This window comes from Schumannella soli (genome assembly GCF_006517435.1).
Lineage (GTDB): Bacteria > Actinomycetota > Actinomycetes > Actinomycetales > Microbacteriaceae > Schumannella > Schumannella soli.
This window is the reverse complement of record NZ_VHQG01000005.1, coordinates 313,187-338,535: the sequence shown is the minus strand read 5'-3', so window position 1 is coordinate 338,535 and position 25,349 is coordinate 313,187. Positions and strand designations below refer to the sequence as shown.

Below are 25,349 nucleotides of genomic sequence, written 5' to 3'. Positions count from 1 at the left end.
GGACTCCGCTCGCCGACGGCGAAGGGTGGCGCGGCCCCGACGCCGTCGGTCGCATTCGCTTAGCCTGCCGTGATGGACTCTGCCGCGGAACTGCTGCGCGCGCTGATGCGCGAGACCCCCGACTTCCCCGAGCCGGGGATCATGTTCCGCGACATCTCGCCGGTGCTCGCCGACGGTGCCGCACTCGCCGCGCTGGCCGACGCACTCTCCGCACCGTTCGCCGGCGCCTACGACGTCGTGGCCGGTGTGGAGGCACGGGGGTTCCCCCTGGCGGCGGCGATCGCCGCACGCACCGGGCATGGGACGCTGCTCCTGCGCAAGGCTGGCAAGCTCCCCGGGCCGGTGCTGCGCGAGCGGTACGGGCTCGAGTACGGCACCGACACCCTGGAGGTGCGAGCCGACACGGTCTCGCCGGCGACCCGGGTGCTGGTCGTCGACGACGTGCTCGCGACCGGCGGCACGCTCGCCGCGGCGCATCGCCTGATCGAATCGGCGAACTGGTCGGTCGTCGGCACGGCGGTCGCCCTCGAGCTCAGCGACCTCGCGGGTCGGGCCCGGCTCGGGGCGCCCGTTCACGCGGTCGTGACGCTCTAGAAACGGTCGGGGCCGGACGGCATTCCGACGCGACCTCGGTGCCTCAGTTGTAGCCGAGGATGACGACCGACTCGGTCGGCGGCGACGGGTCGGATGCGGCGGCCTCCTGCTGAACCGCCGCATCCGACGCCGTCATGCGGCCGCCCCCGAATCGGCGGCGGCACTCGCGCCGGCAACCGGGGCGCCCGCGCCCCCGCGCGCCGACGCGAAGGCGTCGAGGAGGCGCTCGGTGTCGGCGAGCTGCTCGTTCCAGACGGCACGGACGATGTCGATGCGATCGTCGTCGTCTTGCAGTCCACCGAGGTAGGCGGCGACGCCGGCGAAGCCGCCATCCGCCGCTTCGTGCAAGGCGACCATGCGTAGGGCCAGCTTCGACTGCACACCGTAGACCGGGATCTGCGGGCCGCGCGGCGCCGCCATGCCGATGTAGTACAGCTTCTCGAGCCCCTTCGGCACGATGCCGCCGGCGTACCGCAGCGGGGCGCCGTTGCGGCGCTCGACGAGCGCGTCGTCGAGGAACGGCAGGCTCGAGCGGAAGCCGGTCGCCCAGAGGATCGTGTCGTACTCGCCGCTCGTGCCGTCGGCGAAGTGCACGGTCGTGCCTTCGATCCGCTCGATGCCGGGGCGCACGTGCACACGGCCGTGCTGGATCCAGTGCAGCAGCAGGCTGTTGACCACCGTGCTGCCGTCGGCGAGCGTGCGGTGCTTCGGCTCGGGCATGCCCGGGTAGTCCTTCGCCTCGCCGATCACGACCTTCGCGAGCAGGCGCGAGAGCAGGTCCTGCTCCTCCGGCGCGAACTGCGCCATCCAGCCGACCTCCTGACGCGGAACGCCGAAGTAGGTCTTGGGCTGGAAGTAGGTGCCCTCGCGGATGACGATGTCGACCTCGAAGCGGTGCTGCGCCGCATCCACCGCCAGGTCGCACCCCGAGTTGCCGGCGCCGACGACGAGCACACGCGAGCCGGTGATGTCACCGGGGTTGCGGTACGAGCCCGAGTGCACCTGCGTTCCGGTGAAGTCGCGTGAGACGGGCGGGGTCTTCTGATCCCAGAGGTGCCCGTTGGCGACGAAGACGCCGTCGTAGTCGACGCTCTCGCCCGTGTCGAGCGTGACCGTCCATCCCGCCGAGCCGACCGGGCCGTCGGTCGCGATCGGCACGACCGACTGCACGGCGGTGCCGAAGCGGATCACGTCGTACTGCCCGTGGTGCCGGGCGAACGACTCGAGATAGGCGCGCACCTCGTCGCGCCGCGGGAAGTGCGGGTAGCCCTCCGGCATCGGGAAGCCCTCGAACTGCGTCATGTCACGCGAGGTGATGAGGTGCAGCGCGTCGTAGTCGGTGTGCCAGTGACCGCCGACCCTGTCGGTCTTCTCGTAGCAGTCGACGTCGTGGCCGGCGTCGCGCAGGGCCTGGAGGGCGGAGATGCCGGCGGCGCCGGCGCCGATCACGCAGTAGCGGGTCACGGGTGGTCCTTTCGAGCGGAGGTGAGGGATGCGGCGGCGGCGCGCAGGGCGACGTCGCGGTCGCCGCGGGGTCGCACGTAGCCGCGCGGGGTCGGGGCGATGCCGGCCCGCGCGAGCTCGAGCAGCAGCAGGGCGTGCTCGAAGGCGAGCCGGTTGCAGTCGAGCACCGGCACATCGGGGTGACCGGCGACGTGGGTGTAGCCGTGGCGGGTGAAGATGGGGGCGAGGTAGCCGCAGCCGACGACGATCGCATCCGCCCCGTCGCGCACGGCGCCCTGGGCGACCGCGTCGAAGCGGGCGATGAGCGCCTCGGGGTCGGTGACCGCCTCGAGCACGTCGCCCGGCGTCGACTCGGGGTCGCAGGCGCGCACCGGCGCCGTCTCGAGGAAGCCGCTCGCTCCGAGTCGGCGCAGGTCGTCGGCGAAGAGCGGGACGAGGGTCGGCGAGACGGTGACGAGCACGGCGCGGCGGGCGAGGCTGGCCACGGCGCGCACGCTGCCGTCGGGCAGCGAGGTCAGCGGCGAAGCGACCGCGGCGCGCACGACCTCGGTCGGCGCTCCCCAGCATCCGATCACCATCGCGTCGGAGTCGTCATCGGACTCGAGAGCGGCGGCGAGGATGGCGGCGTCGCTCATCAGGCGGTTCGGCGCGGTGCGGATGCCGCCGGCGCCGATCGCGACGTGACGGAGCCGGGTGACCGCGCGCCCGCGGGCGAGCTTCTCCACCTCCTCGGCCAGCATCGTCCAGGTGCCCGCGAGTGCGGGGTCGCCGGGCGTCGCCTCGATCCAGGTGATGACCGGCGGGCGTTCCGCGATCATGCGGCACCCCGCGCGAGCCGATGCTCGACCCAGACCGAGAGCCAGGTCGCCGGAACCGCGATCGCGGCGTAGATCAGACCCGTGATCGCGTAGACCCCGAGGTACTGGAAGGTCAGGTTGCCCACCTGATACGCCTGGCTCATCAGCTCGGGAACCGAGATCGAGTAGGCGAGCGAGGTCGCCTGGAACGACATGATCGCGAGGCCCATGAGCGCCGGGATCGACGAGCGGAGCCCTTGCGGCAGCACGACCCGCAGGAAGGTGGATCGTCGGGCGAGCCCGAGCGCCGCGGCGGCCTCGAACTGCCCGCGCGGCACCGACTGCAGCCCGGCGCGGATCATCTCCGACGAGTACGCGGCCGCGGTGAAGGTGAGGCCGATCGTGGCGGCGACGAGGCTCTCGAACAGGATGCCGACCGACGGCAGCCCGAAGTAGATGAGGTACAGCACGACGAGGGCGGGGATGCCGCGGCCGATCTCGACCACGACGATCGCGGGCCACTTGAGCCACCACTTCGACGACGCGGCTCCGAGCGCGAGCACGAGTCCGATCAGGTAGCCGAACAGCACCGACAGCGCGGTGAGCTGCAGGCTGAGCAGCAGGCCCCGGCCGAGCTGGGGCAGGTAGTCGACGAGAGACATCAGAGCGCCTTCCGCAGTCGGGTGTCGAGCCGGCGCGCGAACACGGCGACGGGGATGCTCAGGGCGAAGTAGACGGCCGCCGCGAGGAAGAACGGCACGATCCCGGCCGTCGCGGTGTTCTGCCGGGCGAAGACGGTCGCGGCGGTCACCATCTCGGTCACGCCGATCGTCGACGCGATCGAGGAGTCCTTGAGCAGCGACAGCAGGAACGTCGCCATCGACGGCAGCGCGGTGCGCAGCGCCTGCGGGGCGAGCACGCGACCGAGGGTCGTGGCGCGCCCGAGGCCGAGGGCCTGCGCCGCCTCGAACTGGCCGCGCGGCAGCGTCGCGAATCCGCCGCGGTAGATCTCGGCGAGGTAGGCGCTCGAGATGACCCCGAGCCCGACGATCGCCGCCACGAGCGAGTTGAAGCGGAAGCTGCCGATCGCGATGCCGAAGTAGAGCAGGAAGAGCCAGACGATCGGCGGCACTCCGCGGATCAGGTCGATCACGAGGCGCACCGCGAGACGCACGAAACGGATGCGCGAGCGCAGCCCCAGCAGCAGCGGCACGCCGCCGACCAGGCCGATCGCGAACGAGGCCGCGGTGACGAGCAGCGTCATCGGCAGACCGAGCAGGATCGCGACGAGAGCGTCACCCATGTCAGCGCTCCAGTACGGCGCTGAGGAAGCGGCGGGTGCGCTCCTCCTTCGGCGCGGCCATGATCTCGGCCGGCACGCCCTCCTCGATGATGCGCCCGTCCGCCATGACGACGAGGTGGTCGCCGACCTCGCGCGCGAACTGCATCTCGTGGGTGACCACGATCATCGTCATGCCCGCGCTGGCCAGCTCGCGCATGACCGCGAGCACCTCGACGCCGACCTCCGGGTCGAGTGCGCTGGTCGGCTCGTCGAAGAGCATGGCGCTCGGCTCCAGAGCGAGCGCCCGCGCGATCGCGATGCGCTGCTGCTGGCCGCCGGAGCAGCGGGCCGGATGCTGGTGCGCCTTCTCCTTGAGCCCGACGCGCTCGAGCAGCGTCAGCGCCCGCGCCTCGGCTTCCTCGCGGCTGCGGCCGAGCACCCGCTCCTGCGGGAACGCGACGTTGCGCAGCACGCTGAAGTGGGGGAAGAGGTTGAACGACTGGAACACCATGCCGACCTGCCGGCGCAGCGCGAGCAGGTCGCGATCCTTGACCGGCTGGCCCGCCGTGATGGTCTGCGAGCCGACCGTGACGGTGCCGGCATCCGGCGTCTCGAGCAGATTGACGCAGCGCAGCAGAGTGCTCTTGCCCGAGCCGGAGGGGCCGATGAGCGCGGTCACGCTGCCGGGTTCGACGCTCATCGAGATGTCGTCGAGCACGAGGTGCGAGCCGAAGCTCTTCGACAGGTGCGAGATCTCGACCCCGGCGGTGGCGAGCTCGAGCGACGAGGTGATCAGTGGGGCGTTCATGGGTTCTCCTGACGCGGTGGAGGGCGATGCAGGCGGGGTGCCGGCCGGCGCCGCACGGCGGCGGCCGGCACCCCGGTCGTTCAGCGGATGGACTTCGCGGCGACGTCGGCCGGCACGAGCAGCTCGGCCGGCAGGTCGTAGTCGGCGAGGAGCTTCGTCAGCGTGCCGTCTTCGCGGTAGCCGTCGATGAGCTTGCTGAGGGCGTCGGAGAGCTTCGTGTTGTCGGGGTCGACCGGGAACGCGATCTGCGGCTTCTCGGTCGTGATGGCGACGCGCGGGTCGGACTTCACGGGCTCGACCTTGAAGTCGGTGTCGGCGTAGGCGGCGACCGCCACGGCGTAGCCGTCGAGCGCGGCCTTGATGCGGCCGCTCTGCATGTCCTGCTTCATCTCGATGGTGCCCGGGTAGTTGGTGAACTTCGAGCCGAGGATCGCCGACATGTCCTTCTCCCACGAGAAGCCGGCGCCGCTGCCGACCTGGCCGATGCTCTCCAGCTCCTTGACCGTGCTGGCGCCCGAGGCCGAGACGATGCCCATCGTGTCGTACATGGTGGGCGAGGTGAAACCAACCTGCTTGGCGCGATCGGCGGTCACGTACCAGCCGCCCGAGATGACGTCGGTCTTCTTCTGCTCGGTGATCATCGGGATGCCGTTGGCGTAGGTGATCGGAACGAAGGCGATGTCGAGGCACTCGGCCTTCGCCATCTTCTTGAGCAGGTCGATCTCGATGCCGCTCGCATCGCTGCCCTCGTTCTTCGTGTAGGGCATGTTCTCGGGCACGCCGACGGTCAGCGTCCCCTTCGTGAAGGTGGTGAGTCCGGCGTCGGCCGGCTTGCAGTCGGAGGCGACGGTGGAGGCGGGCGAGCTCGAGCATCCGGCGAGCGCCGCGGCGACGATCCCGACCGCGACCAGCGCGGCCAGCGGGCGGAGAGCTGTGTTCATGGATCTTCTCGTTTCCGTGAGGGTCGGGTTGTGGTGTGGTGCAGCGGAGCTGTGGTGCGGGACTCAGGCGGCCGTGAGACCGCCGTCGATGGTGAAGACGGAGCCGGTGACGAACGAGGCCCCCGGCGAGAGCAGGTAGTCGACGAGCGGGGAGATCTCCTCGACGCTCGCGCGGCGGCCGAGCGGAGCGGCGCTGCTGGTTCCGCCGGCGGGCTCGTCGTCGTTCATCGAGGTCGAGACGCCACCGGGGCAGATGACGTTGACGCGCACGCGCGGCGCGTACTCGACCGCGGCGACGCGGGTCAGCGCGATCACGGCGGCCTTCGTCGCCGAGTAGGCGGCGTACCCCGACGCGCCCGACATGGCGGCGGTCGAGGCGACGTTCACGATCGCGCCCCCGCTCACGACGAGCAGCGGCGCGATGGCGCGGATGCCGAGGAAGGTGCCGTGCAGGTTGACGCGCTCCTGCAGCTGCCAGGCGTCGAGCGTGGTGTCGGCGATGGTCGCGTGACGCAGGATGCCGGCGTTGTTGACGAGCCCGCGCACGACCGCCTTCTCGGCGGCGAGGTCGGCGGCGAGCGCCGCCCAGTCCTCCTCCGAGCCGACGTCGAGGTGGCGGTAGACCGCATCCACGCCGGAGGCCCGGAGCACGGCCGCGGTGCGCTCGCCGTCGTCATCGAGCACGTCGGTGAGGATGACGCGCACGCCCGGGCGGCCGACCTGCGCCGCGTGCGCGGCGCCCTGGCCGCGCGCGGCGCCGGTGACGATGATGACCACGGGGCCGCTCATCGCATGACATCCCCGCCGGAGAGCACGATCGTCTCGCCCGTCATGAACGCGACGCGCTCGGGATCGGTCAGCTGCCACACCCAATCGGCGATCTCCTCGGGCTGCGCCACGCGACCGAGCGGGATCGAGGCGGCCGCCGCATCCATCCGCCCCGTCGCGGCGTTGCCGGGCGTCGCGACCCAGCCCGGCGCGATGCCGTTGACGCGGATGCCGGCGGGAGCGAGCTCGAGCGCGATCGTCTTGGTGAGCATGACGACCGCGGCCTTGGAGGCGCCGTAGAGCAGCTGCCCCGGAGAGACCGTGAAAGCGTCGACGGAGGCGAAGTTGACGACCGCCGACCCGTCGCCGAGACGCGGCCGCGCGGCGGCGATCACGTTGACGACTCCGAGCACGTTGATGTCGAAGATGCGACGGTAGAGCGCTTCGTCGTAGCTGGCGAGGGTCGTGGGCGGGTAGACGCCGGCGATGTTCGCGACGGCGTCGATGCGCTGGCCCGGGGCGAGCGCCCCGTCGATCGCGGCCTCGAGGGCGGCGCGGTCGCGCACATCGGCGACGACGGGCACGAACTCTCCCTCGAGCGGATCGATCTCGTTCGGGAAGGCGATGTCGATGCCGACGACCGTCCAGCCGCGCTGGAGGTAGGCGGCGACGGTGGAGAGACCCATTCCCGACGCGGCGCCGGTGACGATCGCGGTTCCCTTGTGCTGCATGTGCGAGGCCCTTCGTGCTGGAGTGACCTCACTTCAGCAGTTCCGGAATCAAGGAACAACGCTCTAATGTCGAGGTCAGCCACAGGCTCAGCCTTGAGGAGAGCGTCATGCCGCTGCCGACCGTCCGCCAGCTCCAGTACTTCGTCGCCGCCGCGCGCATCGGCACCTTCGCGGGGGCCGCCGCCGAGCAGCACATCGCTCAGCCGAGCCTCTCGGAGCAGATCGCCGTGCTCGAGAAGTCGCTCGGATCAGCGCTTTTCACACGCACCTCTAGGCGCCTCCTGCTCACCGACACCGGCAAGCAGCTGCTGCCGATCGCCGAGCGGGCACTCGCCGAGATGCGGTCCTTCACCGAGATGAGCCGCCGCGTGCAGACCCTCGAGGAGGGCACCGTCTCGTTCGGCACCTTCAACAGCGCGCACCTCTACCTGCTCACCGATCTCATCCGCGAGTTCCATGCCCTGCACCCGTCGGTGCGCATCCAGGTGACCGGACTGAACTCGGCCGAGGTCGCCGACGCCGTGCGCGACGGCCGCCTCGAGGCCGGGATCGTGCAGCTGCCGATCGACGACCGCGAGCTGCTGCTGACCCCGTCGGTGTTCGCCGATCAGGTCGTCTACGTCACGACCGACCCGGAGCGCGCCGCGGCGCCGGTCGACATCTCGACGCTCGCGACCCGACCGCTCATCCTCTCCGAGGCGCGCTGGTCGAACGACGACCCGCTGCGCGTCCTCCTGACGACGCGCGCGCAGCAGGCCGGGCTCGAGCTGGTGCCCCTGATCGAGGTCGAGTTCCAGACCCACGCGCTCGAGCTCGCCGCCCAGGGCGTCGGCGACTCTCTCGTCTCGTACCACGTCGGCCGCTCGATCATCGAGTCGCGCGGACTGAGCTGGGCGCCCCTCGACCCGCCCATCACCGAGCACTACGCCTTCATCACCCGACGCGACGGCACGATGTCGCCGGCGACCGCGCAGTTCGTGCGGCTCGCCCACCGGGTGCTGCAGCGCATCGCCACGACCACGGGCGCCACGACGGGCGGCGCGGCATAGCGGCACCCGCTGCGGACATGCGAAAGGCCCCGAACCTCGTGAGGATCGGGGCCTTTCGGCTGGCGGTACCGGTGGGATTTGAACCCACGGATGGCTTGCACCATCACATGTTTTCGAGACATGCTCCTTCGGCCGCTCGGACACGGTACCGCCGACGAGTCTAGCCCAGACCGGAGGGTGGTCGTGACCACGGTCGCTGCACCGCTCGAGGCGACGCCTCAGCCGTCGAAGGCGCGGATGCCGACCTCCCGCGATCCCGCGCCGGCGGCCTTCGCCTCCGGCGCGCTGCAGGGGCGCTCGTCGAACGACCAGTCGGTGAGCGCGTGCGTCACCGGCTCGCGCTCGAGCATCACGGTGAAGCAGGTGTGCGTCGGGGTCTCGCCGCCGACGGCGATGAGGGCGGGGATGCGGGTCGCGTCATCGGCGGCATCCGCCTCGCCGTAGGAGATGCCGGCACCGGCACGGCGCAGCTCGGCGAGCGAGACGGTGCCGCCCACGAGGCCGTCGGTCGCGGCGTCGATCGGGAAGCCGCGCGACTGCCGCAGGTAGGCGTGGATCGGGTCCGTGTACCCGGTCACCGCACGCCAGACGCTGACACGGACGGCGGACCCGTCCGCCCCGCCGGAGCCGTGCTCGAGCTGGTTCTTGCGCGCGGCGTCGGCGAAGAACGCCGCCAGCACCAGCACGACCAGCAGCAGAGCGGCGAGCACCGAGATCAGCGCGATGCGATCGCGGCGCACCCGATCCGCTCGCGGCCGCGCTGCACCGAATGCCGAGTTCTGCTCCACATCCCGAACCTAGCCGCCCTCGATGCGCACGGCGCGCATCCACCCCTCGACGCGGATGCGTCCGCGGGTCTAAGTTCGATCCGTCCCCCGTTCGGGGGGCCACCCGAGCGATGCCGCCGCCACTGCACGGCCCCGACCTCCCGCTCGGCGCGCGCCCGTCGAACGCCGGCCACACCCACCACATCACCGGCAGAGTCCCGCGCGCACGCGGGGCCGACTCAGGGAGAGCTCCGTGACGTTCGTCCGATCCCACTCATCCGCCACCGAAGCCCACGCGAGCCGCACGGGCGGCGCGAACCGCGCCCGCCGCGGCATCGCCGTCGCCGCGGCCGTCGCGCTCGGCCTCGGCGCCGCGCTCACCGGCGCGACCGCCGCCCAGGCGCACGGCGCCGACCAGGGAGGCGGGAGCGGAGGCGGCGGGTACGGCTCGGGCGGGTACGGGTGGCAGGGCGGCGGCTCGGGCAACGGCAGCAGGCCCTGGTCCGGCGGCGCCGGCTGGGGCGTGGACGACCGCACGCTCACCCCGCGCACCCGGTTCACGATGAAGCCCGACGGCTCGAGCGGCACGACGCAGGGCGGCGAGGGCATCCCGAACATCGACGTCGTGAAGAAGACGATCGCGACCTACTACGGCGACCCCGGCACGGGCATCGCGAACAAGACCGACTCCCCCTACATCCGCGAGATGGATGCGCTCACCGCCGCGGAGACCGCGAAGCTGAAGCCCGCCTACGACGCCGCGATCGCCGCCGGCCAGAAGCCCGCGATCGTGTTCGACTCCGACGACACCACCCTCATGACCTACGACATGGAGGTGGGCGACATGAAGTTCGTCTTCACCCCCGCCGAGCAGGACGTCTGGGTGCAGGCGCAGCGCTTCCCCGCGACCCCGGGCATGCTCGCCTACGTCAACGCCGCCCACGATCTCGGGTTCACGATCTTCGGCGTGACCGGCCGCAACGACGACCAGAAGTCCGCGACGATCGGCAACCTCGACAAGCTCGGCTACGAGGGCTTCACCGCCGAGAACTTCTTCACCAAGTGGACCGGCGTGGGCGCATCCCAGCAGCCCTCGTACATCAGCTGCGCCATCGCGAAGTGCACGACGGTCGAGTTCAAGGCCGGCACCCGCAAGCACATCGAGCAGGACCTCGGCTACACGATCACGCTCAACATCGGCGACCAGTTCAGCGACCTGCAGGGCGGCTACGCCGAGCGCACGCTGAAGCTGCCGAACCCGACCTACTACCTGCCGTCGGCGAACCTCCCGGGCGTGAGCGAGCCGAACCTGGCGCCGCGCTCGACCTTCACGATGGCGGCCGACGGATCGAGCGGCGCGACGCAGGGCGGCGAGGGCATCCCGAACATCGACAGCGTCAAGTCGACGATCTACGCCTACTACGGCGACCCCGGCACGGGCATCGCGAACAAGGCCGACTCGCCCTACATCCGCGAGATGCGCTCCATCGTGTCGAAGCAGATCCCCCGCGTCGCGGCTGCCTGCTACCTCGGGTCGAAGCTGCACAAGAACCCGGCGATCGTGCTGGATGCCGACGACACCACCCTGTGGACCTACGACATGGAGGTCGCCGACATGAAGTTCGTCTTCGACCCCGCGAAGCAGGACGTCTGGGTGCAGGAGCAGCGCTTCCCGGCCACGCCGAGCATGCAGTCGCTCGTCTCGATCGCGAAGAAAGCCGGCTGCACGATCGTCGGGCTGACGGGCCGCAACGACGACCAGAAGGATGCGACGATCGCCAACCTGGCGAAGGTCGGCTACTCCGGATTCACGGCCGCTAACTACTACACGAAGTGGACGGGCGTCGGAGCCTCGCAGCAGCCGTCGTATATCCGCTGCGCCGCCGCGAAGTGCACGACCGTCGAGTACAAGTCGCAGACGCGCGCGCACGTGCAGTCGCGTGACGGCGGCAAGTACACGATCGTCGCGAACTTCGGCGATCAGTTCAGCGACCTGCTCGGCGGATCGTCGCTCAGCGCGGTGAAGCTGCCGAACCCGACGTACTACCTGCCGTAGGCGGGGCGGGGCTCGCGGGCGGCGACCGCATCCGCCCATCCGCCCCGTGCAGTATCCCGAGTTGCCCGCTTCCGCGGTGTGTCGCATCCGACATGCCGCGGAAGCGGGCGACTCGCGTGTCAGGGTGGCGCGCATCCACTCATTGAGAGTCTGCTCACGGGGCTCGGGGCGGTGATGCACCGGGACCATAGGAACGGCACAGACTCCGTTTCTATCTTCAGGACATGCCCGATCGACGGGCGAGGATCTCGGAGGCAGACATGGACGAGCAGGACCGCCGGAATGGTGAACCGGTCGAGGACGCCGCCATCGAGCCCGAGACCCGGGTGGGCGACACCGCCCCGGAGAGCGGAGTGCAGCCGCCGACCGGGGTCGCGCCGGAGAGCGAGGCACCGCAGGTGGTCGGCTCGGTGGCGGCGACGACGGACGGCGATCAGCCGACCGGCATCGCCGACGAGCAGCCGACGACCGTGATGCCCGAAGCTCCCGGCGCGCCGTCGCCGCTCCCGCAGGCGGTGGCCGGCCCCACGCTGACGCTCTCGTCGAGAGCCAAGCGCTACCGGGTGCCGGCCGCCGCCGCAGCGATCGCGCTCGTCGTCGGCGGCGTCGCCGGCGGCCTCATCGGCTACGGCGTGCCCCGCGGGGTGGATGCCGTCAACGCCGGGCAGTTCGGGCCCGACTCGACGACCGGATACGGCGGCGGCTTCGGCGGGCAGGGCGGTCCGGGCTCGGGATCTGGCCAGAGTTCGGACGGCTCCGGGCAGAGCTCGGACGGTTCGGGTTCGGACGGCTCGGGCGGATCGCAGAACGGCTTCGGTCCGGGTTCCGGACAGGCTGGGCCCGGCTTCGGCCAGGGTGGTCCGGGCCAGAGCGCGCCGGGGTCGAGTTCGGGCGATTCCGGATCGGGTTCCGGCTCGGACAGCGGTTCGGACTCGGACTCGGGCAGCTCCGGCAGCTCGGACTCCGGTTCGGGGAGCTCCGGCTCCGACGGCTCCAGCTCGTCCTCGTCGAGCAGCTCGGGCACCTCCGACAGCTGACGCCGCTCCGGCATCCGCACAACTCAACACTTCCGCTCCCCGCGAGCCGCGCGTGCGCGGCCGGCACATCTCCCCCACGGCCGGTCGCGCACGAAGGGCCCACGAGAAGCGGAGCCCTCCCTGATGAGGATCGGGAGGGCGCGCCGGGCGGACGGGGGTCCGCGCCGCCCGACGCGAAGGAGGCCGTCGTCGTCGGCAGGTGGATGCCCCACCCGACGCCGGCGGCCTCCTCGTGGTCTCGAAGCATCCGCCTCCCCCTCCGAGTTGCAGCACGCCCCCTGTGCACGGCGCGCGCCCGACGTCGGCGGTGCCGCCTAGCCTGAGGGCATGGCCCGCCCCGCAGTTCCCTCCGCCTACGTCTGCTCCGAGTGCGGCTGGGGCGGCGCGAAGTGGATGGGCCGCTGCCCGGAATGCCAGGCCTGGGGCACGGTCGTCGAGCGGGATGCGCCGCGCGCCGCCGTCGCGCCGGCCCGCGTGAGCGACGCCCGCGTCGCCCGTCCGATCACGCAGCTCGGCACGACCGAGGTGCGGCGCTCGGCGAGCGGCATCGCGGAGTTCGACCGCGTTCTGGGCGGCGGCGTCGTCCCCGGCGCGGCGATCCTGCTCAGCGGCGAACCCGGCGTCGGCAAGTCGACCCTGCTGCTCGAGGTCGCCTCCCGCGCCGCCCGCGCGGGCGCGCGCGTGCTCTACGTCAGCGCCGAGGAGTCGGCGAACCAGGTGCGCCTGCGGGCCGAGCGCACGAACGCGCTGCACGACGAGCTCTACCTCGCGAGCGAGACCGACCTGGCGACGATCCTCGGCCAGGTGGATGCCGTGAAGCCCCAGCTGCTCATCGTCGACTCGGTGCAGACGGTGTCGTCGGCGATGAGCGACGGCGCGGCCGGCCAGCCGGCGCAGGTGCGCGAGGTGGCGGGCACGCTCATCCGCGTCGCCAAGGAGCGCGACCTGCCGGTGTTGCTCGTCGGCCACGTCACGAAAGACGGCTCGATCGCGGGCCCGCGGCTGCTCGAGCACCTGGTGGATGTCGTCTGCAGCTTCGAGGGAGACCGCCAGACCGCGCTGCGCTTCATCCGCGCGCTCAAGAACCGCTTCGGCCCGACCGACGAGGTCGGCTGCTTCGAGATGACCGGCGACGGCATCGCCGAGGTGCCGGATCCCTCCGGCCTGTTCCTCTCGCGTGCGGCGACGCCCGTGAGCGGCACCTGCGTGACGATCGCGGTCGAGGGCCGCCGAGCGATCCCGGTCGAGGTGCAGGCGCTCATCGTCGGCTCGCAGGCGCCGCAGCCCCGCCGCGTCGTCAACGGCGTCGACGCCTCGCGCGTCGCGATGCTGCTCGCGGTGCTCGAGCGCCGGTGCGGGCTCAAGCTCTCGGCCGCCGACGTCTACGTCTCGACCGTGGGCGGCATCCGGCTCACCGAACCCGGCGCCGACCTCGCGATCGCCCTCGCGATCGCGAGCGCCTACCGCGACAAGGCGCTGCCGCACGAGCTCGCGGCCGTCGGCGAGATCTCGCTCGCGGGCGAGATCCGTCCGGTCAGCTCGGCGAAGCAGCGCGTCTCCGAAGGCCGCCGCCTCGGCTACACGACCCTGCTCGACAACTCCGCCGGACCGTTGCGGGATGCCCTGGGCCGCGCCTTCCGCAACGCGGTCGCCGAGCCGCGCCCCGACATCCCCGAGTTCTAGGCGACGGCGCGTTCGCGCGCTGGATCTGTCGCCCGCGGGCACGCCATCGATCGGTCGCAACGCGCCGTTCCGGTTTGCGGATGACGGCGCGTTGCGACCGATCGTCGTGGCATGGGGTCGGGTGTGGTCCGCGCGAGGTGCGGGGCGTCAGGCTCCGGCGCGAGCCGCGCGGCGGCGACGCGCCATGACGAGCCCGGCGCCGGCCGCGAGCAGCAGCAGCGCCGCAGCGAGAGCCTCGGGCAGTCCGCTCACGCCGGTCGCGGCGAGGTCGTCGCCGGCCGCCGATCCGCGTCCGCCCGCGGCGGGCTGGATCGAGCCCGCTCCGGTGCCGCCCGAGCCGGTGCCCGGCGTCCCCGTGCCCGGCGTCCCCGTTCCCGGTTCACCAGTGCCCGGCCCGCCGTCGCCCGGGTCGCCCGCGCCGGGGTCGACCGCGGCCGGCAGGTGGTCGTCGGCCGTCACGTTGAACAGCACCGTGTACTGCTGCGCGTGCTGCCCGTTGGCCGAAGTGACCGTGACGGTGCGCGCATCCGTGGCCGCCGCGAGCGGAGCCTGCAGCAGCGCCTGGGTCGTCGCCGCCGCGAACAGCGTGCGCGCCGACGATCCAGACGGACCCGCCGCCGAGCGCCCCGCCGAAGCAGCCCCCGAGGTCACCGACACCGAGGCGCCGTCGACGCTCGCGCTCGCCGAGACGGCGGGCAGCGCGTGCCCGGTCGGCCAGTCGACGACGTAGGTGCGGATGCTCGGGTCGAAGCCGTCGAGCGTGACGCCGGCCACCCGGAGGTCGGCGACCGCCGCGATCGACGCATCCGTGTCGGAGACGCCGCTGCCGACCGTGACGTTTCCGGCCGCGTCGAGCGTGTACTTCGCGGTCATCGCCCGGGCCAGGTCGATGCGCTGCCAGCTCGCGTCGCCCTGCGCGGTGACGTCGAGCGGGTAGCCGGAGTCGAGGGCGGTCTGCTCGAGGATCTGGCGGCGCTGCGCGTCGTTCAGCTCGGGGAACGAGGAGGCCAGCAGCGCGACCGCGTCATCCGGAACCGTGATCTTCTGCCCGGCGACGCCGTTCTGCGGCAGGCCGTAGCTGAGGCGCTCGGTGTAGAGCTTCGTCGCCGCGGTGTCGTCGAGGCCGTCGTAGAGCGCGCCGGCGCAGGCGTTGAGGTCGTCGCCGTAGCCGCCGTCGGTGCAGGCGGCGCCGAGAACGCTCTCGAGCTCCTGGTGCGCCTCGGTCATGAGCGCCGCGAACTCGGGGTCGGCCCAGCGGTGCGCGATCGTCGCCTGCGCGGCCATGCGTCCGCCCATCACGTCGATCGGGTAGTGGAAGCCGAGCACGATGCGGTTGTCGCCGTACTCCGAGGCGCGGGCGAGGATCTGCGGCGCCAGCTCGGGCAGCAGGGTCGCCAACAGGGTGCCGGTGACGTAGCCCGAGTAGGTGTGGCCGCTCGGGAACGAGCCGTTGCCGGCGAGCCCCGCGTATGAGCCGTTGCTCGACTCGTAGATGCGTCCGCCGTCGCCCACGAAGCCCAGGCGCACGTAGGGGCGCAGGTAGTTGTAGGTGTCCTTCGCCGTGCCGGTCGAGTCGAGACCCTGCGTGACCCGGCCGAACAGCGCCGAGGTCTTGGGCAGCTTGCCGCCGTTGAGGGCCGTCAGGTAGAGCGAGCCGAGACGCGAGCCGAAGCCGTCGGCCATGGTGACCGTGGGGCTGTTGTCGGCGTCGATCTCGGCCTTCTTCACCTGCGCGGTCGAGGCGGAGTTGTTGATGCGGATGGCGACCTGGTCGTTCGCGGCGGTCACCGCGGCCGAGTTGGGCAGGGCCTTGTTCGCGCCGAGCACGTCGGTGCCGAGCGTGCTGACGCCGCTGAGCAGGTTGACCAGGTAGTCCTTGCCGTTCGACGTGGCGGGCCAGGCGTCGGAGCTGTAGCCGGCCGCGAGCGCGCTGGCCGCGAACGGCGAGGCGGATGCGGCGGCGCCGTCAGCGGAAGCACCGGCGGCGGCCACGCGCGGCTGGTTCGCCGCCGGAGCCGGGGCGCCGATGACGACCGGCGTCGTCCACTCGGTGGGCGTCGAGGCGCCCGCGGCGTTGATCGCGGTGACCCGCGCTCGCACCGTCTCGCCCGCCTTCAGCCAGGTGAAGACGACCGAGGTCTGGCTCGCCTCCACCGTCACCTGGTGGCTGTCGTCGAGGTCGACGAGGTAGCTCGTGACCGGGGTGGTCGCGTCGATGACGGCGGCCCAGCGCACGGTGACGCTGGAGTCGGCCGCGACCGCCGAGGCGGCGACCGGGGCGGCGGGGGCCGCGGCCGGCTTCACGACGAGCCCGGCGAGCGCGGCGGTCAGGGCCGCCGTGGCCGCGTCACGGTCCGCGTCGCTCGCCGCGGTGTCGCCCGCGACGCGCTTCGCCGCGGCGAGCGACGACGCGACGGCGTCGAACGAGTCCGCCGTGTAGCGGTCGGCGTCGATGGCCGCCGCCTGGGCGATGGCGTCATCCAGTCGGATGCTCGACACCGGCACGAGCTGGCCGGCGGCGAGGCGCAGGCTGCGGGCCTGGGCATCCACGGCGCTCTGCGTCGTCGGCGCGGCGAGGAGCTTCTTCGCCGCGGCGAGCTCGCGCTGGAACACAGCGAAGTCGATCGCCGAGTAGCGCGCGCCGTCGGCGGCGAGACCCTCGGTCGCCGTGATCGCGGCCGCGAGGCCGGTCGTCACGATGCCGCGCTCGAAGACGAGCTTGTCGACGTTGCCGGCGTAGGGCCGGTTCGCCGCCGGGGTGGTGTGGAACACGAGCTGCACGCTGTGCTTGCCGGTGATCGGCGCCGCGAGCTTCGCGGTGACGGTCCCGTCGGCGCTCCACGACGACCCGGTCACGGGCAGCGGGATGTTGACGGCCGGAGTGCCGAGCTTCGCCGGGTCATAGCCGTCGAGCACGACGTCGATCGAGGTGTTGTCGCCGACACGGCTCGAGTTGTTGACGTAGCGCACCGTGATCGCGGTCACCGCCTTGTCGCCGAAGTCGAGCGTGCCGTAGTCGAGCCAGGCGCCGTTCGCGGTGCCGCCGAGGTTGGTGACGGGCCCGGCGTTGTTCCAGGTGCTGTTCTCGCTCTTGAGGTCGGCGGTGCTCTTGGTCACCCACTTCTCGGCCTCGAGCTCGTTCGCGACCGACGAGGATGCCGGCTTCGGGATGAGCTCGAAGGAGTTCACGTTGGCGACGTAGGGCTGGTTCGAGTTCTGCGTCGTCGAGGTGAAGACCGCGAACACGGTCTGAGTGCCGGCGAAGACGGCCGGGTCGAGGTCGGCGGTCGCGGTGCCGGTCGTGCCCCATCCGCTGCCCGTGTAGGGCAGCGCGATCTTGGCGACGACGGTTCCGGTGCGCGAGCCGAGGCGCAGCTCGATCGCCGAGTCGGCGGCGGCGCGCGACTGCGGCTTGTCGTACTCGACCGACACCTTCACGACGCCGGATCCGAGCTCGACGCCGTTCCACTGCGCCCAGGCGCCGTTGGTGACGTTCTCGAACTTGCCGTTCGCGAGGTTGAGGGCGAGCGAGCCGCCGCCGGTCGCGGTGGCGTTGGGCGCGGTGAGCTTGATCGTGGTCACCGGGGCTCCGCCGACCGGGTCGGTGGAGAACTGGAACCAGTCGAAGTTCGACACCCACTGCTGGCCCGAGGGCGCGGTGAAGGTGAACGACGCCTGCTTCGCGGCGGCCAGTGCGGCCGGGTCGGTGATCGCGACGGTCACGGTCGTGTAGTTGCCCCAGCCGTTCGTGCCGGGCAGGGATGCGGTCGCGACGATCGGTCCGTTCGCGTCGCCCGCGCGCACATCCACCCGGCTCGGCGCACCCGTGCTCGAGGCGCTGCTGGAGTAGCGGATGGCGACGCTCTGCGGCGACGCCCCGGCGAAGTCGAGGTCGTCGTAGCGCACCCACGAGCCCGTGGTCACGCCGCCGAGGTTGCCGCCCGACTGGAAGCTCTCGTTCTTGAGCTGACCGGCCGACCAGGCGTCGGAGGCCTCGGCCTGCAGGGTGCGGTAGGCGCCCTGGTCGAGCGCGAGGCCCGCGATCGCGCCGTTCAGGCGGTCGGCGGCGGCGCGGAGGTCGGCGGTGGAGGCGGTGGCCGCGTCGACGACGGTGCGCGCGTTCTCGAGCGCCGAGGTCAGCGCGCGGTAGCTCGCGGCCGAGTAGTTGCCGGGGCGCACGAGCGCAGCCTGGTCGATGAGCTGCTGCAGCGCGACGCGCTCGGCCGAGGCGACCGAGACGATGAGCGGGTCACGGCTCGAGAGTCCGGGTCCGGTCACCTCGCGGGCCGTCAGGCCATCGGCGAAGGCGCTGTCGGCGAAGCCGATCGAGAAGCGCGCGGCCTCGGTCGCGGTTCCGGTGACGTGGATGCGCACCGAGGTCGCGTCGGCGACGGTCACGTCGGCGGCGAGGCCGGCGGGCAGGCCCGCGACGGTCGCGGCGCCCGAGCCGGTGAGGTTCGTGCCGGCGGCGCCGGCGAAGCGGCCTCCGCTCAGCGTCATGGTGACTGTGCCGTCGACGGCGCCGTTCGCGGCCGCTTGCACGGTGTTCGCGTCGACCGCGACGGTCGCGGCGCCCGGCTGCGATCCGCCCTCATCGGCCGTGCTCAGCGAGTAGGCCGGCGCCGTCGTCGATCCCCAGCTCGACGGCGTCGCGCCCATCTGGAAGTCGAGGCTGCCGCCGCCCACGACATCCGCGTAGTCGAGCCAGGTGTTGCCGAAGGCCTCGCCGTTCAGCGTGGCCGACTGCACGTAGTAGTCGTCGGCGCTGACGCCCTTCGCGCTGACGCTGAAGCTGCGTCCGCTCGCGTAGTTGATCGTGGTCTTGTCGAAGAACGGCGAGCCGATCTGGAACTGCGACGAGCCCGCGGTCACCGGGAACAGGCCGATGGATGCGGCGACGAACATCGTCGACATGGTGCCCGCGTCGTTGTCCATGGTCGGCAGGAAGCCGGCCGGGTCGAGCTTGTAGACCTTGGTCTTGATCGGCGGGGTGAACTCGCCGTTCGCGCTCGGCGCCTCGCCCGTGCTGCCGGTCGCGATGTACCGGTTCCAGGTCTCCTTCGTGTAGATCGAGCGCACCCACTTCTGGGTCAGGCTCGGCTCGCCCACGTAGTTGAAGAGGTAGGGCGCCTGCAGGTCGATCTCGTTGGCGTTCGAGTGCAGCATCCCCTTGCCGTCGTTCGGACGGTCTTCGCCGAACATGTGCTCGAGCGCGAGACGGGTCGCGTCGGTGCCGCCCATGGCCTGGATGAGGCCGTCCATGTCGTAGGCGTCGTACCAGTTGTACTGCCAGAGCGTGCCCTGGTAGAGGCTCGCGGCCTCGAAGCGCTCGTAGTCGACGCTGGTCCAGTTGCCGTTCGCGTCACGCGGGGTGAGGAGGCCGGCCTGGGTGCCGTCGGCCGCGGTGAACGCGCCCGGCTTGATCAGGTTCGCGATCGGCAAGGCGGCCTGCTCGCGCAGCTTCGTCGCGTCATCCGTGCGGCCGAGCGCGTCGGCGATGATCGCGAGCGCCCACTGGTCGTAGCCGCGCTGCACGCTGTTGCCGGGGTCGTTCGCGATGTAGCCGGCGCGCAGCTGGGCGCCGGTGTAGCGGCCGACGAGGGTGTCGATCGCGGGATACGCCTCGCCGAGACGGTCGAAGCCGGTGAAGCCCTTCGAGATCGCATCGGCGATGATGACCGACGAGCGCTCCCAGCGCACGGTCGGCACCGAGTGCACGGCCGAGCTGAGCGCGGTTCCGCTGGATGCCGAGTCGGCGAAGAGGTAGATCAGCGACTGCACCATGTCGCGGTACATCTCGGGCGCGACGTAGGCGAAGACGGAGTACTTGCGGAAGTCATCCCACGACGACCACGCGTCGTAGTAGGTGAAGCCCTCGGCGCGGTGCACGGCGCCGTCGACGCCGCGGTAGGTGCCGGAGGTGCTGGTCGCGTTCATCGGCAGCGCGAACATGCGGTACAGGTGCGTGTAGAAGAGCTTCGTGAGCGAGCCGTCGGGGTCGCTCGTGGTCGAGGCGGTCACGTCGACCGAGCCGAGACGGCCGTTCCAGACGGCGCGGGTGGCGGCGCGCACCTGGTCGAAGGTGGCGCCGGCGATCTCGGCCTGCTGGTCGATGCGGGCCTGGTCGGCGCTGATCGGCGAGAGGGTGACGCGCAGCTCGACGTCGGCGGCATCCGCCGTGGCGAACTTCAGCACGGCACCGGTGTCGACGCCGTCCTGCGTCGTGGCCGAGCTGAGGGCCGCGCCGGCGGCGCCCCAGGTCTGCACCGAGGTGACCGGCTTCGTCGTCTCGGCGTAGTAGTAGAGCTGGTAGGCGGCGCCGTTGAACGAGCCCGCGATGCGGCCCGAGATCGCGGCGCGCTGGTCGGCGAGCTTCGTCACGGTCAGCGACGAGGCCGTGCGGCTCGTGTAGTTGTTCGCGAGGTCGACCACGAGCGAGGGCGCCGACCCGGCCGGGAAGGCGTAGCGGTGCAGTCCCGTGCGGGTGGTCGCAGTCAGCTCCGACTGGATGGTGCCGCCCGGCGTCGTGACGGCGCCGTCCTTACCGGCGATCGCGTCGAGGCCGACGCGGTAGTAGCCGGGCGCGGCTTCCTCGTCGCTGTGCGAGAAGCTGTGCGCGTACGAGCCGGTGCTGGGGCGCGAGGTGTAGTCGACCGAGGTCGGGACGACGAGGATGTCGCCGCCGCCGCCCGAGCCGCCGACGCCGTCGAGGTTCGTGTTGGTGAAGCCGGCGATCTTGCTCTGCGTGTAGTCGTAGCCCGAGTGGTTGCGGTTCGGCACCGTCATCGGGTTGACCTTGGCGAGGCCGTTCGGCGCCTGCGCACCGGGGAGGTCGTTGCCGTCGTCGGCCGCGGTCGACACGAATGGGTCGACGTAGGAGGCGTAGTCGGTCGGCGCGGGCGCGGCCTGAGCGGCGCCGGCCGGCAGGCCGACGGCGAGGGCGCCGCCGGCGGCGATCGCGAAAGCGACGACGCCGGCGAGGGCGCGCGCGGGAGCGGGCAGGACGTGCTGGAGCGACACGGGGGTTCCTTCGTGTGGCCGCGACGGGCGCGACGCCGAGATGGTGGTGGTGCTGGTGGTGCGACGCGCGCCCGCCGGAGCGGGTGACAGCGCTGTCATGGTGTGAACCATACCCATGAGCAGGGTTCAGCACCAGAGTCGGGCGTCGAAGTCGTCCGAGCGCGATCGGGGTCGCGGCCGGGTGGCTCGCGACGACAGTGCCCGCGTCAGATGAACGACAGATGACGGACAGTGGACGGCGCGGGACCGTCAGGTGTCAGTCTGGACGTGAGGATCCCGCGCCCGGAACGCTCAGGCGAGCACGAAGAGCAGCTGCTCCGACTGGATCGCGCCGAGCTTCACCTGCAGGCGGTAGGTCGCCCCGCCGCCGGTCGCCGGGGTGCGGTTCGTCTGGTCGCAGGTCGACGGATCCGAACGCACCCGCTCCCACGGCAGCGCCGCCGTGCTCAGCGACTGCCCGGCATCGATCGTGCGGACGTCGTTGGTCGGATCGGTCTGGCAGTCCTTCGAATCCCAGATGCGGTCCTCACCCGAGGTGATCGTGAACTCCTGAGCGGCCGTGCCGACATCCACGCTGCAGGCGGTCGCGCTCGAGTTCGTGATCGTCATCGACATCTGCGGCTGCTGGTCGGCGCCGTAGTTGGTCTTGTCGAGCACGGCGGTGACGGTGATCGCCGACGGCGAGCAGGTCGTGGCGGCGGCACCCGAGGCCTTGCCGCTGGGGTTCAGGTCGGCGAGCCCCTTCGAGACGGTCGGCGACGGCGAGGGGCTCTTGCCGCCGGCCGCGTCACCGCCGCCGCGAGGCCAGAGGATGAGCGCCAGCACGACGATGACGACCGCGAGACCGCCGAACACCAGCAGTCGGCGACGGCGGTAGACCTCCGGCGGCAGCGGACGCGGGTGCTCGGGCGTCGACATGCGCTCAGGGTAAGCCCGCCGCTCGCCCAGCCCCGCAGGGCACGCGCGGTTCGCTCAAGCCCCCAGGAATCGGATGCGCGGCACGCGATCACGGTCACGGCACGCCGCCGCGCTCAGACGAGCGTCTTGAGCATGCGCGTGTTGCCGAGGGTGTTCTGCTTCACGCGGGCGAGGTCGAGGAACTCGGCGACGCCGTCGTCGGTCGAGCGCACCAGCTCGGCGTAGACCTCGGGCGGCACCACGCCCTCGCCGATCTCGGTGAAGCCGTGGCGCTGGAAGAAGTCGGTCTCGAAGGTCAGGCAGAACAGCCGCGTCAGGCCGAGCTCGAGCGCGTCCGCCTCGAGTCGTTCGAGCAGCGCGTGCCCGACACCGCGGCCGCGCATGCCGTCGGCGGCCGCGAGGGTGCGCACCTCGCCGAGGTCCTCCCACATGACGTGCAGGGCGCCGCATCCCAGCAGCTCGCCGTCCGGCGCCTCGACGACCCGGAACTCCTGCACCGCCTCGTAGAGCACGACGCGCTCCTTGCCGAGCAGGATGCGCGACTGCACGAGCGGCTCGATCAGCTCGAGGATGCGGGGCACGTCGCTCGTGCGCGCGCGGCGCACCTGGAACTCGGAGGGCACCGACCCAGCCTAGAACCGGCGCGAGGGTGGCCGATGCCGCAGGCATGCCCGGATGCACGACAGGGGCGGGGATCCGAAGATCCCCGCCCCTGTGGTTCGAGCCGGAGCCCGGGAGTGGATGCGCGGCTCGCGCCGCGGGCCGCAACGGCCCGACGCGGCCTAGGAGGCCGAGCCCTCGATCGCGGCCGCGGCCTCGGTGAGCTCGCGGCCCGGCTGACGCCCGGTCGCGAAGGTGAACTCGCCGTCCTTGAAGTCGACCTGCACGTGGTCGCCCGCGACGAGGCGGTTGTGCAGGATCTCCTCCGAGAGCCGGTCCTCGATCTCGTGCTGCACCGCGCGGCGCAGCGGGCGGGCGCCGAGGGTCGGCTCCCATCCGATCTTGATGAGCTCCTCGCGGGCGAGCTCCGAGATCTCGATCGTCATGTCGCGGTCGAGCAGGCGGTCCTGCAGGCGCTTGATGAAGAGGCCGACGATCTGCTTGAGCTCGTCCTGCGAGAGCTGCGGGAACACGATCGTCTCGTCGACGCGGTTCAGGAACTCCGGCTTGAAGTGCTTCTTCAGCTCCTCGACCACCTTGGCGCGCATGGCCCGGTAGCTGTTCTCGGTGTTGCCCTCGAGCGTGAAGCCGACGGGGCCGCCGGTGATGTCCTTCGTGCCGAGGTTCGTGGTCATGATGATCACGGTGTTCTTGAAGTCGACGACGCGACCCTGACCATCCGTCAGACGTCCCTCCTCCAGGATCTGGAGCAGCGAGTTGAAGATGTCGGGGTGCGCCTTCTCGATCTCGTCGAAGAGCACGACGCTGAAGGGCTTGCGGCGCACCTTCTCGGTGAGCTGGCCGCCCTCCTCGAAGCCGACGAACCCGGGAGGGGCTCCGAACAGGCGCGAGACCGTGTGCTTCTCGCCGTACTCCGACATGTCGAGCGAGATCAGCGCACCCTCGTCGTCGAAGAGGAACTCGGCGAGCGCCTTGGCGAGCTCGGTCTTCCCGACGCCGGTGGGGCCGGCGAAGATGAACGAGCCCGAGGGGCGCTTCGGGTCCTTGAGTCCGGCGCGGGTGCGGCGGATCGTCTTGGCGAGGACCGAGATGGCCTCCTCCTGGCCGATGACCCGCTCGTGCAGGGCCTTCTCCATGAAGATGAGGCGGCTCGACTCCTCCTCCGTGAGCTTGAACACGGGGATGCCGGTCGCGTTCGCCAGAACCTCGGCGATGACGCCCTCGTCGACGGTGCCGCTCGCGGCCACGTCACCCGAACGCCACTGCTTCTCGAGGCGCAGCCGCTCGCCGAGCAGCTTCTTCTCCTCGTCGCGCAGGCTCGCGGCCTTCTCGAAGTCCTGGTCTTCGATCGCCGACTCCTTGCCGACGCGGACTTCGGCGATCTTGTCGTCGAACTCGCGCAGCTCCGGCGGGGCCGACAGGATCGACAGGCGCAGGCGCGCGCCGGCCTCGTCGATCAGGTCGATGGCCTTGTCGGGCAGGAAGCGGTCCTGGATGTAGCGGTCGGCGAGGTTCGCCGCCGCGACCAGGGCGCCATCCGTGATCGACACCTTGTGGAAGGCCTCGTACTTGTCGCGCAGGCCCTTGAGGATGTTGATCGTGTGCGGCAGCGAGGGCTCCTCGACGCGCACCGGCTGGAAGCGGCGCTCGAGGGCCGCATCCTTCTCGAAGTGCTTGCGGTACTCGTCGAGCGTGGTCGCGCCGATCGTCTGCAGCTCGCCGCGGGCGAGCATCGGCTTGAGGATGCTGGCCGCGTCGATCGCGCCCTCGGCGGCACCCGCGCCGACGAGCGTGTGGATCTCGTCGATGAAGGTGATGATGTCACCGCGGGTGCGGATCTCCTTGGTGACCTTCTTGAGGCGCTCCTCGAAGTCTCCGCGGTAGCGGGATCCGGCGATGAGCGAGCCGAGGTCGAGCGTGTAGAGCTGCTTGTCCTTCAGCGTCTCGGGCACGTCGCCGCGCACGATCGCCTGGGCGAGGCCCTCGACGACGGCGGTCTTGCCGACGCCGGGCTCGCCGATCAGCACGGGGTTGTTCTTCGAGCGGCGGGAGAGGATCTGCATGACCCGCTCCATCTCCTTCTCGCGCCCGATGACCGGGTCGAGCTTGCCGTCGCGGGCGAGCTGCGTGTAGTTGCGCCCGAACTGGTCGAGGATCTGCGATCCCTTGTCGGGGGCCTGGTCGTTGCCGCCGACGGCGACCTGCTCCTTGCCCTGGTAGCCGCTGAGCAGCTGGATGACCTGCTGGCGCACGCGGTTCAGGTCGGCGCCGAGCTTGACGAGCACCTGAGCGGCGACGCCCTCGCCCTCGCGGATGAGCCCGAGCAGGATGTGCTCGGTGCCGATGTAGCTGTGACCGAGCTGCAGCGCCTCGCGCAGGCTCAGCTCGAGCACCTTCTTGGCGCGCGGGGTGAAGGGGATGTGGCCGGTCGGCTGCTGCTGACCCTGGCCGATGATGTCCTGCACCTGCTCGCGCACGGCATCCAGCGAGATGCCGAGGCTCTCGAGTGCCTTCGCGGCGACGCCTTCGCCCTCGTGGATGAGGCCCAGAAGGATGTGCTCGGTGCCGATGTAGTTGTGGTTGAGAAGCTTCGCCTCTTCCTGGGCGAGCACCACGACCCGTCGGGCCCGGTCGGTGAATCTCTCGAACATGTCCACTCCTCCGGCGCCGCACACGGAGGCGGCGCCGATACGAAAGAGAGTAACCAGCGGGTACGGCCCTTCCTGCCCCTGTTCGCCGTGGGCGTGACCGGGTTGCGCGCGGCGTCGTGTCGAGCGACCGGGACCTTGCGCGGCATATCGATAGTCGTTATG

General features: G+C 71.3%; 18 protein-coding genes and 1 tRNA gene. 5 read left to right on the top strand and 14 right to left on the bottom strand.

Going from position 1 to position 25,349, the window contains the following annotated elements; translation table 11 throughout:
* Positions 1 to 72: 72 nt before the first annotated feature.
* Positions 73 to 594 (top strand): adenine phosphoribosyltransferase, encoded by a 522-nt coding sequence (locus tag FJ657_RS16610; RefSeq protein WP_141164818.1) that lies wholly within the window; start codon positions 73 to 75, stop codon positions 592 to 594.
* A gap of 132 nt (positions 595 to 726) precedes the next feature.
* Here the strand turns inward: FJ657_RS16610 and FJ657_RS16605 are convergent, their stop codons facing one another.
* The 8 genes from FJ657_RS16605 to FJ657_RS16570 form a co-directional block, all read right to left on the bottom strand.
* A complete protein-coding gene (locus FJ657_RS16605; RefSeq protein WP_141164817.1) occupies positions 727 to 2,058 on the bottom strand; it encodes a flavin-containing monooxygenase in 1,332 nt (443 codons plus the stop codon).
* On the bottom strand, positions 2,055 to 2,876 hold the full coding sequence (locus tag FJ657_RS16600) for an aspartate/glutamate racemase family protein (RefSeq protein WP_141164816.1): 822 nt from the start codon (positions 2,874 to 2,876) through the stop codon (positions 2,055 to 2,057). Before FJ657_RS16600 ends, FJ657_RS16605 begins: the two co-directional genes overlap by 4 nt.
* Complete coding sequence (locus FJ657_RS16595) at positions 2,873 to 3,517, bottom strand: amino acid ABC transporter permease (protein WP_141164815.1); 645 nt, start codon at positions 3,515 to 3,517, stop codon at positions 2,873 to 2,875. The genes FJ657_RS16600 and FJ657_RS16595 overlap by 4 nt, the downstream gene beginning before the upstream one ends.
* A complete protein-coding gene (locus tag FJ657_RS16590) occupies positions 3,517 to 4,158 on the bottom strand; it encodes an amino acid ABC transporter permease (RefSeq protein ID WP_141164814.1) in 642 nt (213 codons plus the stop codon). The genes FJ657_RS16595 and FJ657_RS16590 overlap by 1 nt, the downstream gene beginning before the upstream one ends.
* A 1-nt stretch (position 4,159) precedes the next feature.
* The gene (locus FJ657_RS16585) at positions 4,160 to 4,945 is read right to left on the bottom strand and encodes an amino acid ABC transporter ATP-binding protein (RefSeq protein ID WP_141164813.1); all 786 of its coding nucleotides are present in this window, start codon (positions 4,943 to 4,945) and stop codon (positions 4,160 to 4,162) included.
* An 80-nt stretch (positions 4,946 to 5,025) separates the two neighbouring features.
* Positions 5,026 to 5,886, bottom strand: a complete 861-nt coding sequence (locus tag FJ657_RS16580) for a transporter substrate-binding domain-containing protein (RefSeq protein WP_141164812.1) — start codon at positions 5,884 to 5,886, stop codon at positions 5,026 to 5,028.
* Between the two features lie 63 nt (positions 5,887 to 5,949).
* Entirely contained in the window at positions 5,950 to 6,675 is a 726-nt protein-coding gene (locus tag FJ657_RS16575; RefSeq protein WP_141164811.1) for an SDR family NAD(P)-dependent oxidoreductase, read from the bottom strand.
* Complete coding sequence (locus FJ657_RS16570; RefSeq protein ID WP_141164810.1) at positions 6,672 to 7,385, bottom strand: SDR family NAD(P)-dependent oxidoreductase; 714 nt, start codon at positions 7,383 to 7,385, stop codon at positions 6,672 to 6,674. Before FJ657_RS16570 ends, FJ657_RS16575 begins: the two co-directional genes overlap by 4 nt.
* 107 nt (positions 7,386 to 7,492) lie before the next feature.
* Here FJ657_RS16570 and FJ657_RS16565 point away from each other — a divergent pair, with 107 nt between their 5' ends.
* On the top strand, positions 7,493 to 8,434 hold the full coding sequence (locus FJ657_RS16565) for a LysR family transcriptional regulator (protein WP_141164809.1): 942 nt from the start codon (positions 7,493 to 7,495) through the stop codon (positions 8,432 to 8,434).
* A 60-nt stretch (positions 8,435 to 8,494) separates the two neighbouring features.
* Here FJ657_RS16565 and FJ657_RS16560 read toward each other — a convergent pair.
* Together FJ657_RS16560 and FJ657_RS16555 are read right to left on the bottom strand one after the other, a co-directional pair.
* Positions 8,495 to 8,584 (bottom strand) — tRNA-Ser (locus FJ657_RS16560).
* A 68-nt stretch (positions 8,585 to 8,652) separates the two neighbouring features.
* A complete protein-coding gene (locus tag FJ657_RS16555; protein ID WP_141164808.1) occupies positions 8,653 to 9,174 on the bottom strand; it encodes a hypothetical protein in 522 nt (173 codons plus the stop codon).
* 280 nt (positions 9,175 to 9,454) lie between these two features.
* Here FJ657_RS16555 and FJ657_RS16550 point away from each other — a divergent pair, with 280 nt between their 5' ends.
* The 3 genes from FJ657_RS16550 (at position 9,455) to radA (ending at position 13,977) form a co-directional block, all read left to right on the top strand.
* Entirely contained in the window at positions 9,455 to 11,257 is a 1,803-nt protein-coding gene (locus FJ657_RS16550; protein ID WP_255447407.1) for an HAD family acid phosphatase, read from the top strand.
* A gap of 260 nt (positions 11,258 to 11,517) precedes the next feature.
* Positions 11,518 to 12,294, top strand: coding sequence for a hypothetical protein (locus tag FJ657_RS16545; RefSeq protein ID WP_141164807.1), 777 nt, complete (start codon positions 11,518 to 11,520; stop codon positions 12,292 to 12,294).
* Positions 12,295 to 12,621: 327 nt separating this feature from the next.
* Positions 12,622 to 13,977 carry a DNA repair protein RadA gene (gene radA, locus FJ657_RS16540; RefSeq protein ID WP_141164806.1) on the top strand — a complete coding sequence of 452 codons (1,356 nt, stop codon included), beginning with the start codon at positions 12,622 to 12,624 and terminating at the stop codon, positions 13,975 to 13,977.
* Positions 13,978 to 14,124: 147 nt separating this feature from the next.
* Here radA and FJ657_RS17140 read toward each other — a convergent pair whose 3' ends face one another.
* The 4 genes from FJ657_RS17140 to FJ657_RS16505 all read right to left on the bottom strand — a co-directional run bounded on the left by FJ657_RS17140 (position 14,125) and on the right by FJ657_RS16505 (position 25,187).
* On the bottom strand, positions 14,125 to 20,997 hold the full coding sequence (locus tag FJ657_RS17140; RefSeq protein ID WP_219995947.1) for a glycoside hydrolase domain-containing protein: 6,873 nt from the start codon (positions 20,995 to 20,997) through the stop codon (positions 14,125 to 14,127).
* A gap of 291 nt (positions 20,998 to 21,288) precedes the next feature.
* Complete coding sequence (locus tag FJ657_RS16515) at positions 21,289 to 21,915, bottom strand: hypothetical protein (RefSeq protein WP_141164805.1); 627 nt, start codon at positions 21,913 to 21,915, stop codon at positions 21,289 to 21,291.
* Positions 21,916 to 22,028: 113 nt separating this feature from the next.
* Positions 22,029 to 22,538: an amino-acid N-acetyltransferase gene (locus FJ657_RS16510; RefSeq protein ID WP_141164804.1), complete on the bottom strand. Its 510-nt coding sequence runs from the start codon at positions 22,536 to 22,538 to the stop codon at positions 22,029 to 22,031.
* A 159-nt stretch (positions 22,539 to 22,697) separates the two neighbouring features.
* Positions 22,698 to 25,187: an ATP-dependent Clp protease ATP-binding subunit gene (locus FJ657_RS16505; protein ID WP_141164803.1), complete on the bottom strand. Its 2,490-nt coding sequence runs from the start codon at positions 25,185 to 25,187 to the stop codon at positions 22,698 to 22,700.
* Positions 25,188 to 25,349: the final 162 nt, after the last annotated feature.

Coding starts and splice junctions, on each gene's coding strand:
- FJ657_RS16610 (WP_141164818.1), top strand. CDS start 73: ATGGACTCTGCCGCGGAACTGCTGCGCGCGCTGATGCGCGAGACCCCC.
- FJ657_RS16600 (WP_141164816.1), bottom strand. CDS start 2,876: ATGATCGCGGAACGCCCGCCGGTCATCACCTGGATCGAGGCGACGCCC.
- FJ657_RS16595 (WP_141164815.1), bottom strand. CDS start 3,517: ATGTCTCTCGTCGACTACCTGCCCCAGCTCGGCCGGGGCCTGCTGCTC.
- FJ657_RS16590 (WP_141164814.1), bottom strand. CDS start 4,158: ATGGGTGACGCTCTCGTCGCGATCCTGCTCGGTCTGCCGATGACGCTG.
- FJ657_RS16585 (WP_141164813.1), bottom strand. CDS start 4,945: ATGAACGCCCCACTGATCACCTCGTCGCTCGAGCTCGCCACCGCCGGG.
- FJ657_RS16580 (WP_141164812.1), bottom strand. CDS start 5,886: ATGAACACAGCTCTCCGCCCGCTGGCCGCGCTGGTCGCGGTCGGGATC.
- FJ657_RS16575 (WP_141164811.1), bottom strand. CDS start 6,675: ATGAGCGGCCCCGTGGTCATCATCGTCACCGGCGCCGCGCGCGGCCAG.
- FJ657_RS16570 (WP_141164810.1), bottom strand. CDS start 7,385: ATGCAGCACAAGGGAACCGCGATCGTCACCGGCGCCGCGTCGGGAATG.
- FJ657_RS16565 (WP_141164809.1), top strand. CDS start 7,493: ATGCCGCTGCCGACCGTCCGCCAGCTCCAGTACTTCGTCGCCGCCGCG.
- FJ657_RS16545 (WP_141164807.1), top strand. CDS start 11,518: ATGGACGAGCAGGACCGCCGGAATGGTGAACCGGTCGAGGACGCCGCC.
- radA (WP_141164806.1), top strand. CDS start 12,622: ATGGCCCGCCCCGCAGTTCCCTCCGCCTACGTCTGCTCCGAGTGCGGC.
- FJ657_RS16515 (WP_141164805.1), bottom strand. CDS start 21,915: ATGTCGACGCCCGAGCACCCGCGTCCGCTGCCGCCGGAGGTCTACCGC.
- FJ657_RS16505 (WP_141164803.1), bottom strand. CDS start 25,187: ATGTTCGAGAGATTCACCGACCGGGCCCGACGGGTCGTGGTGCTCGCC.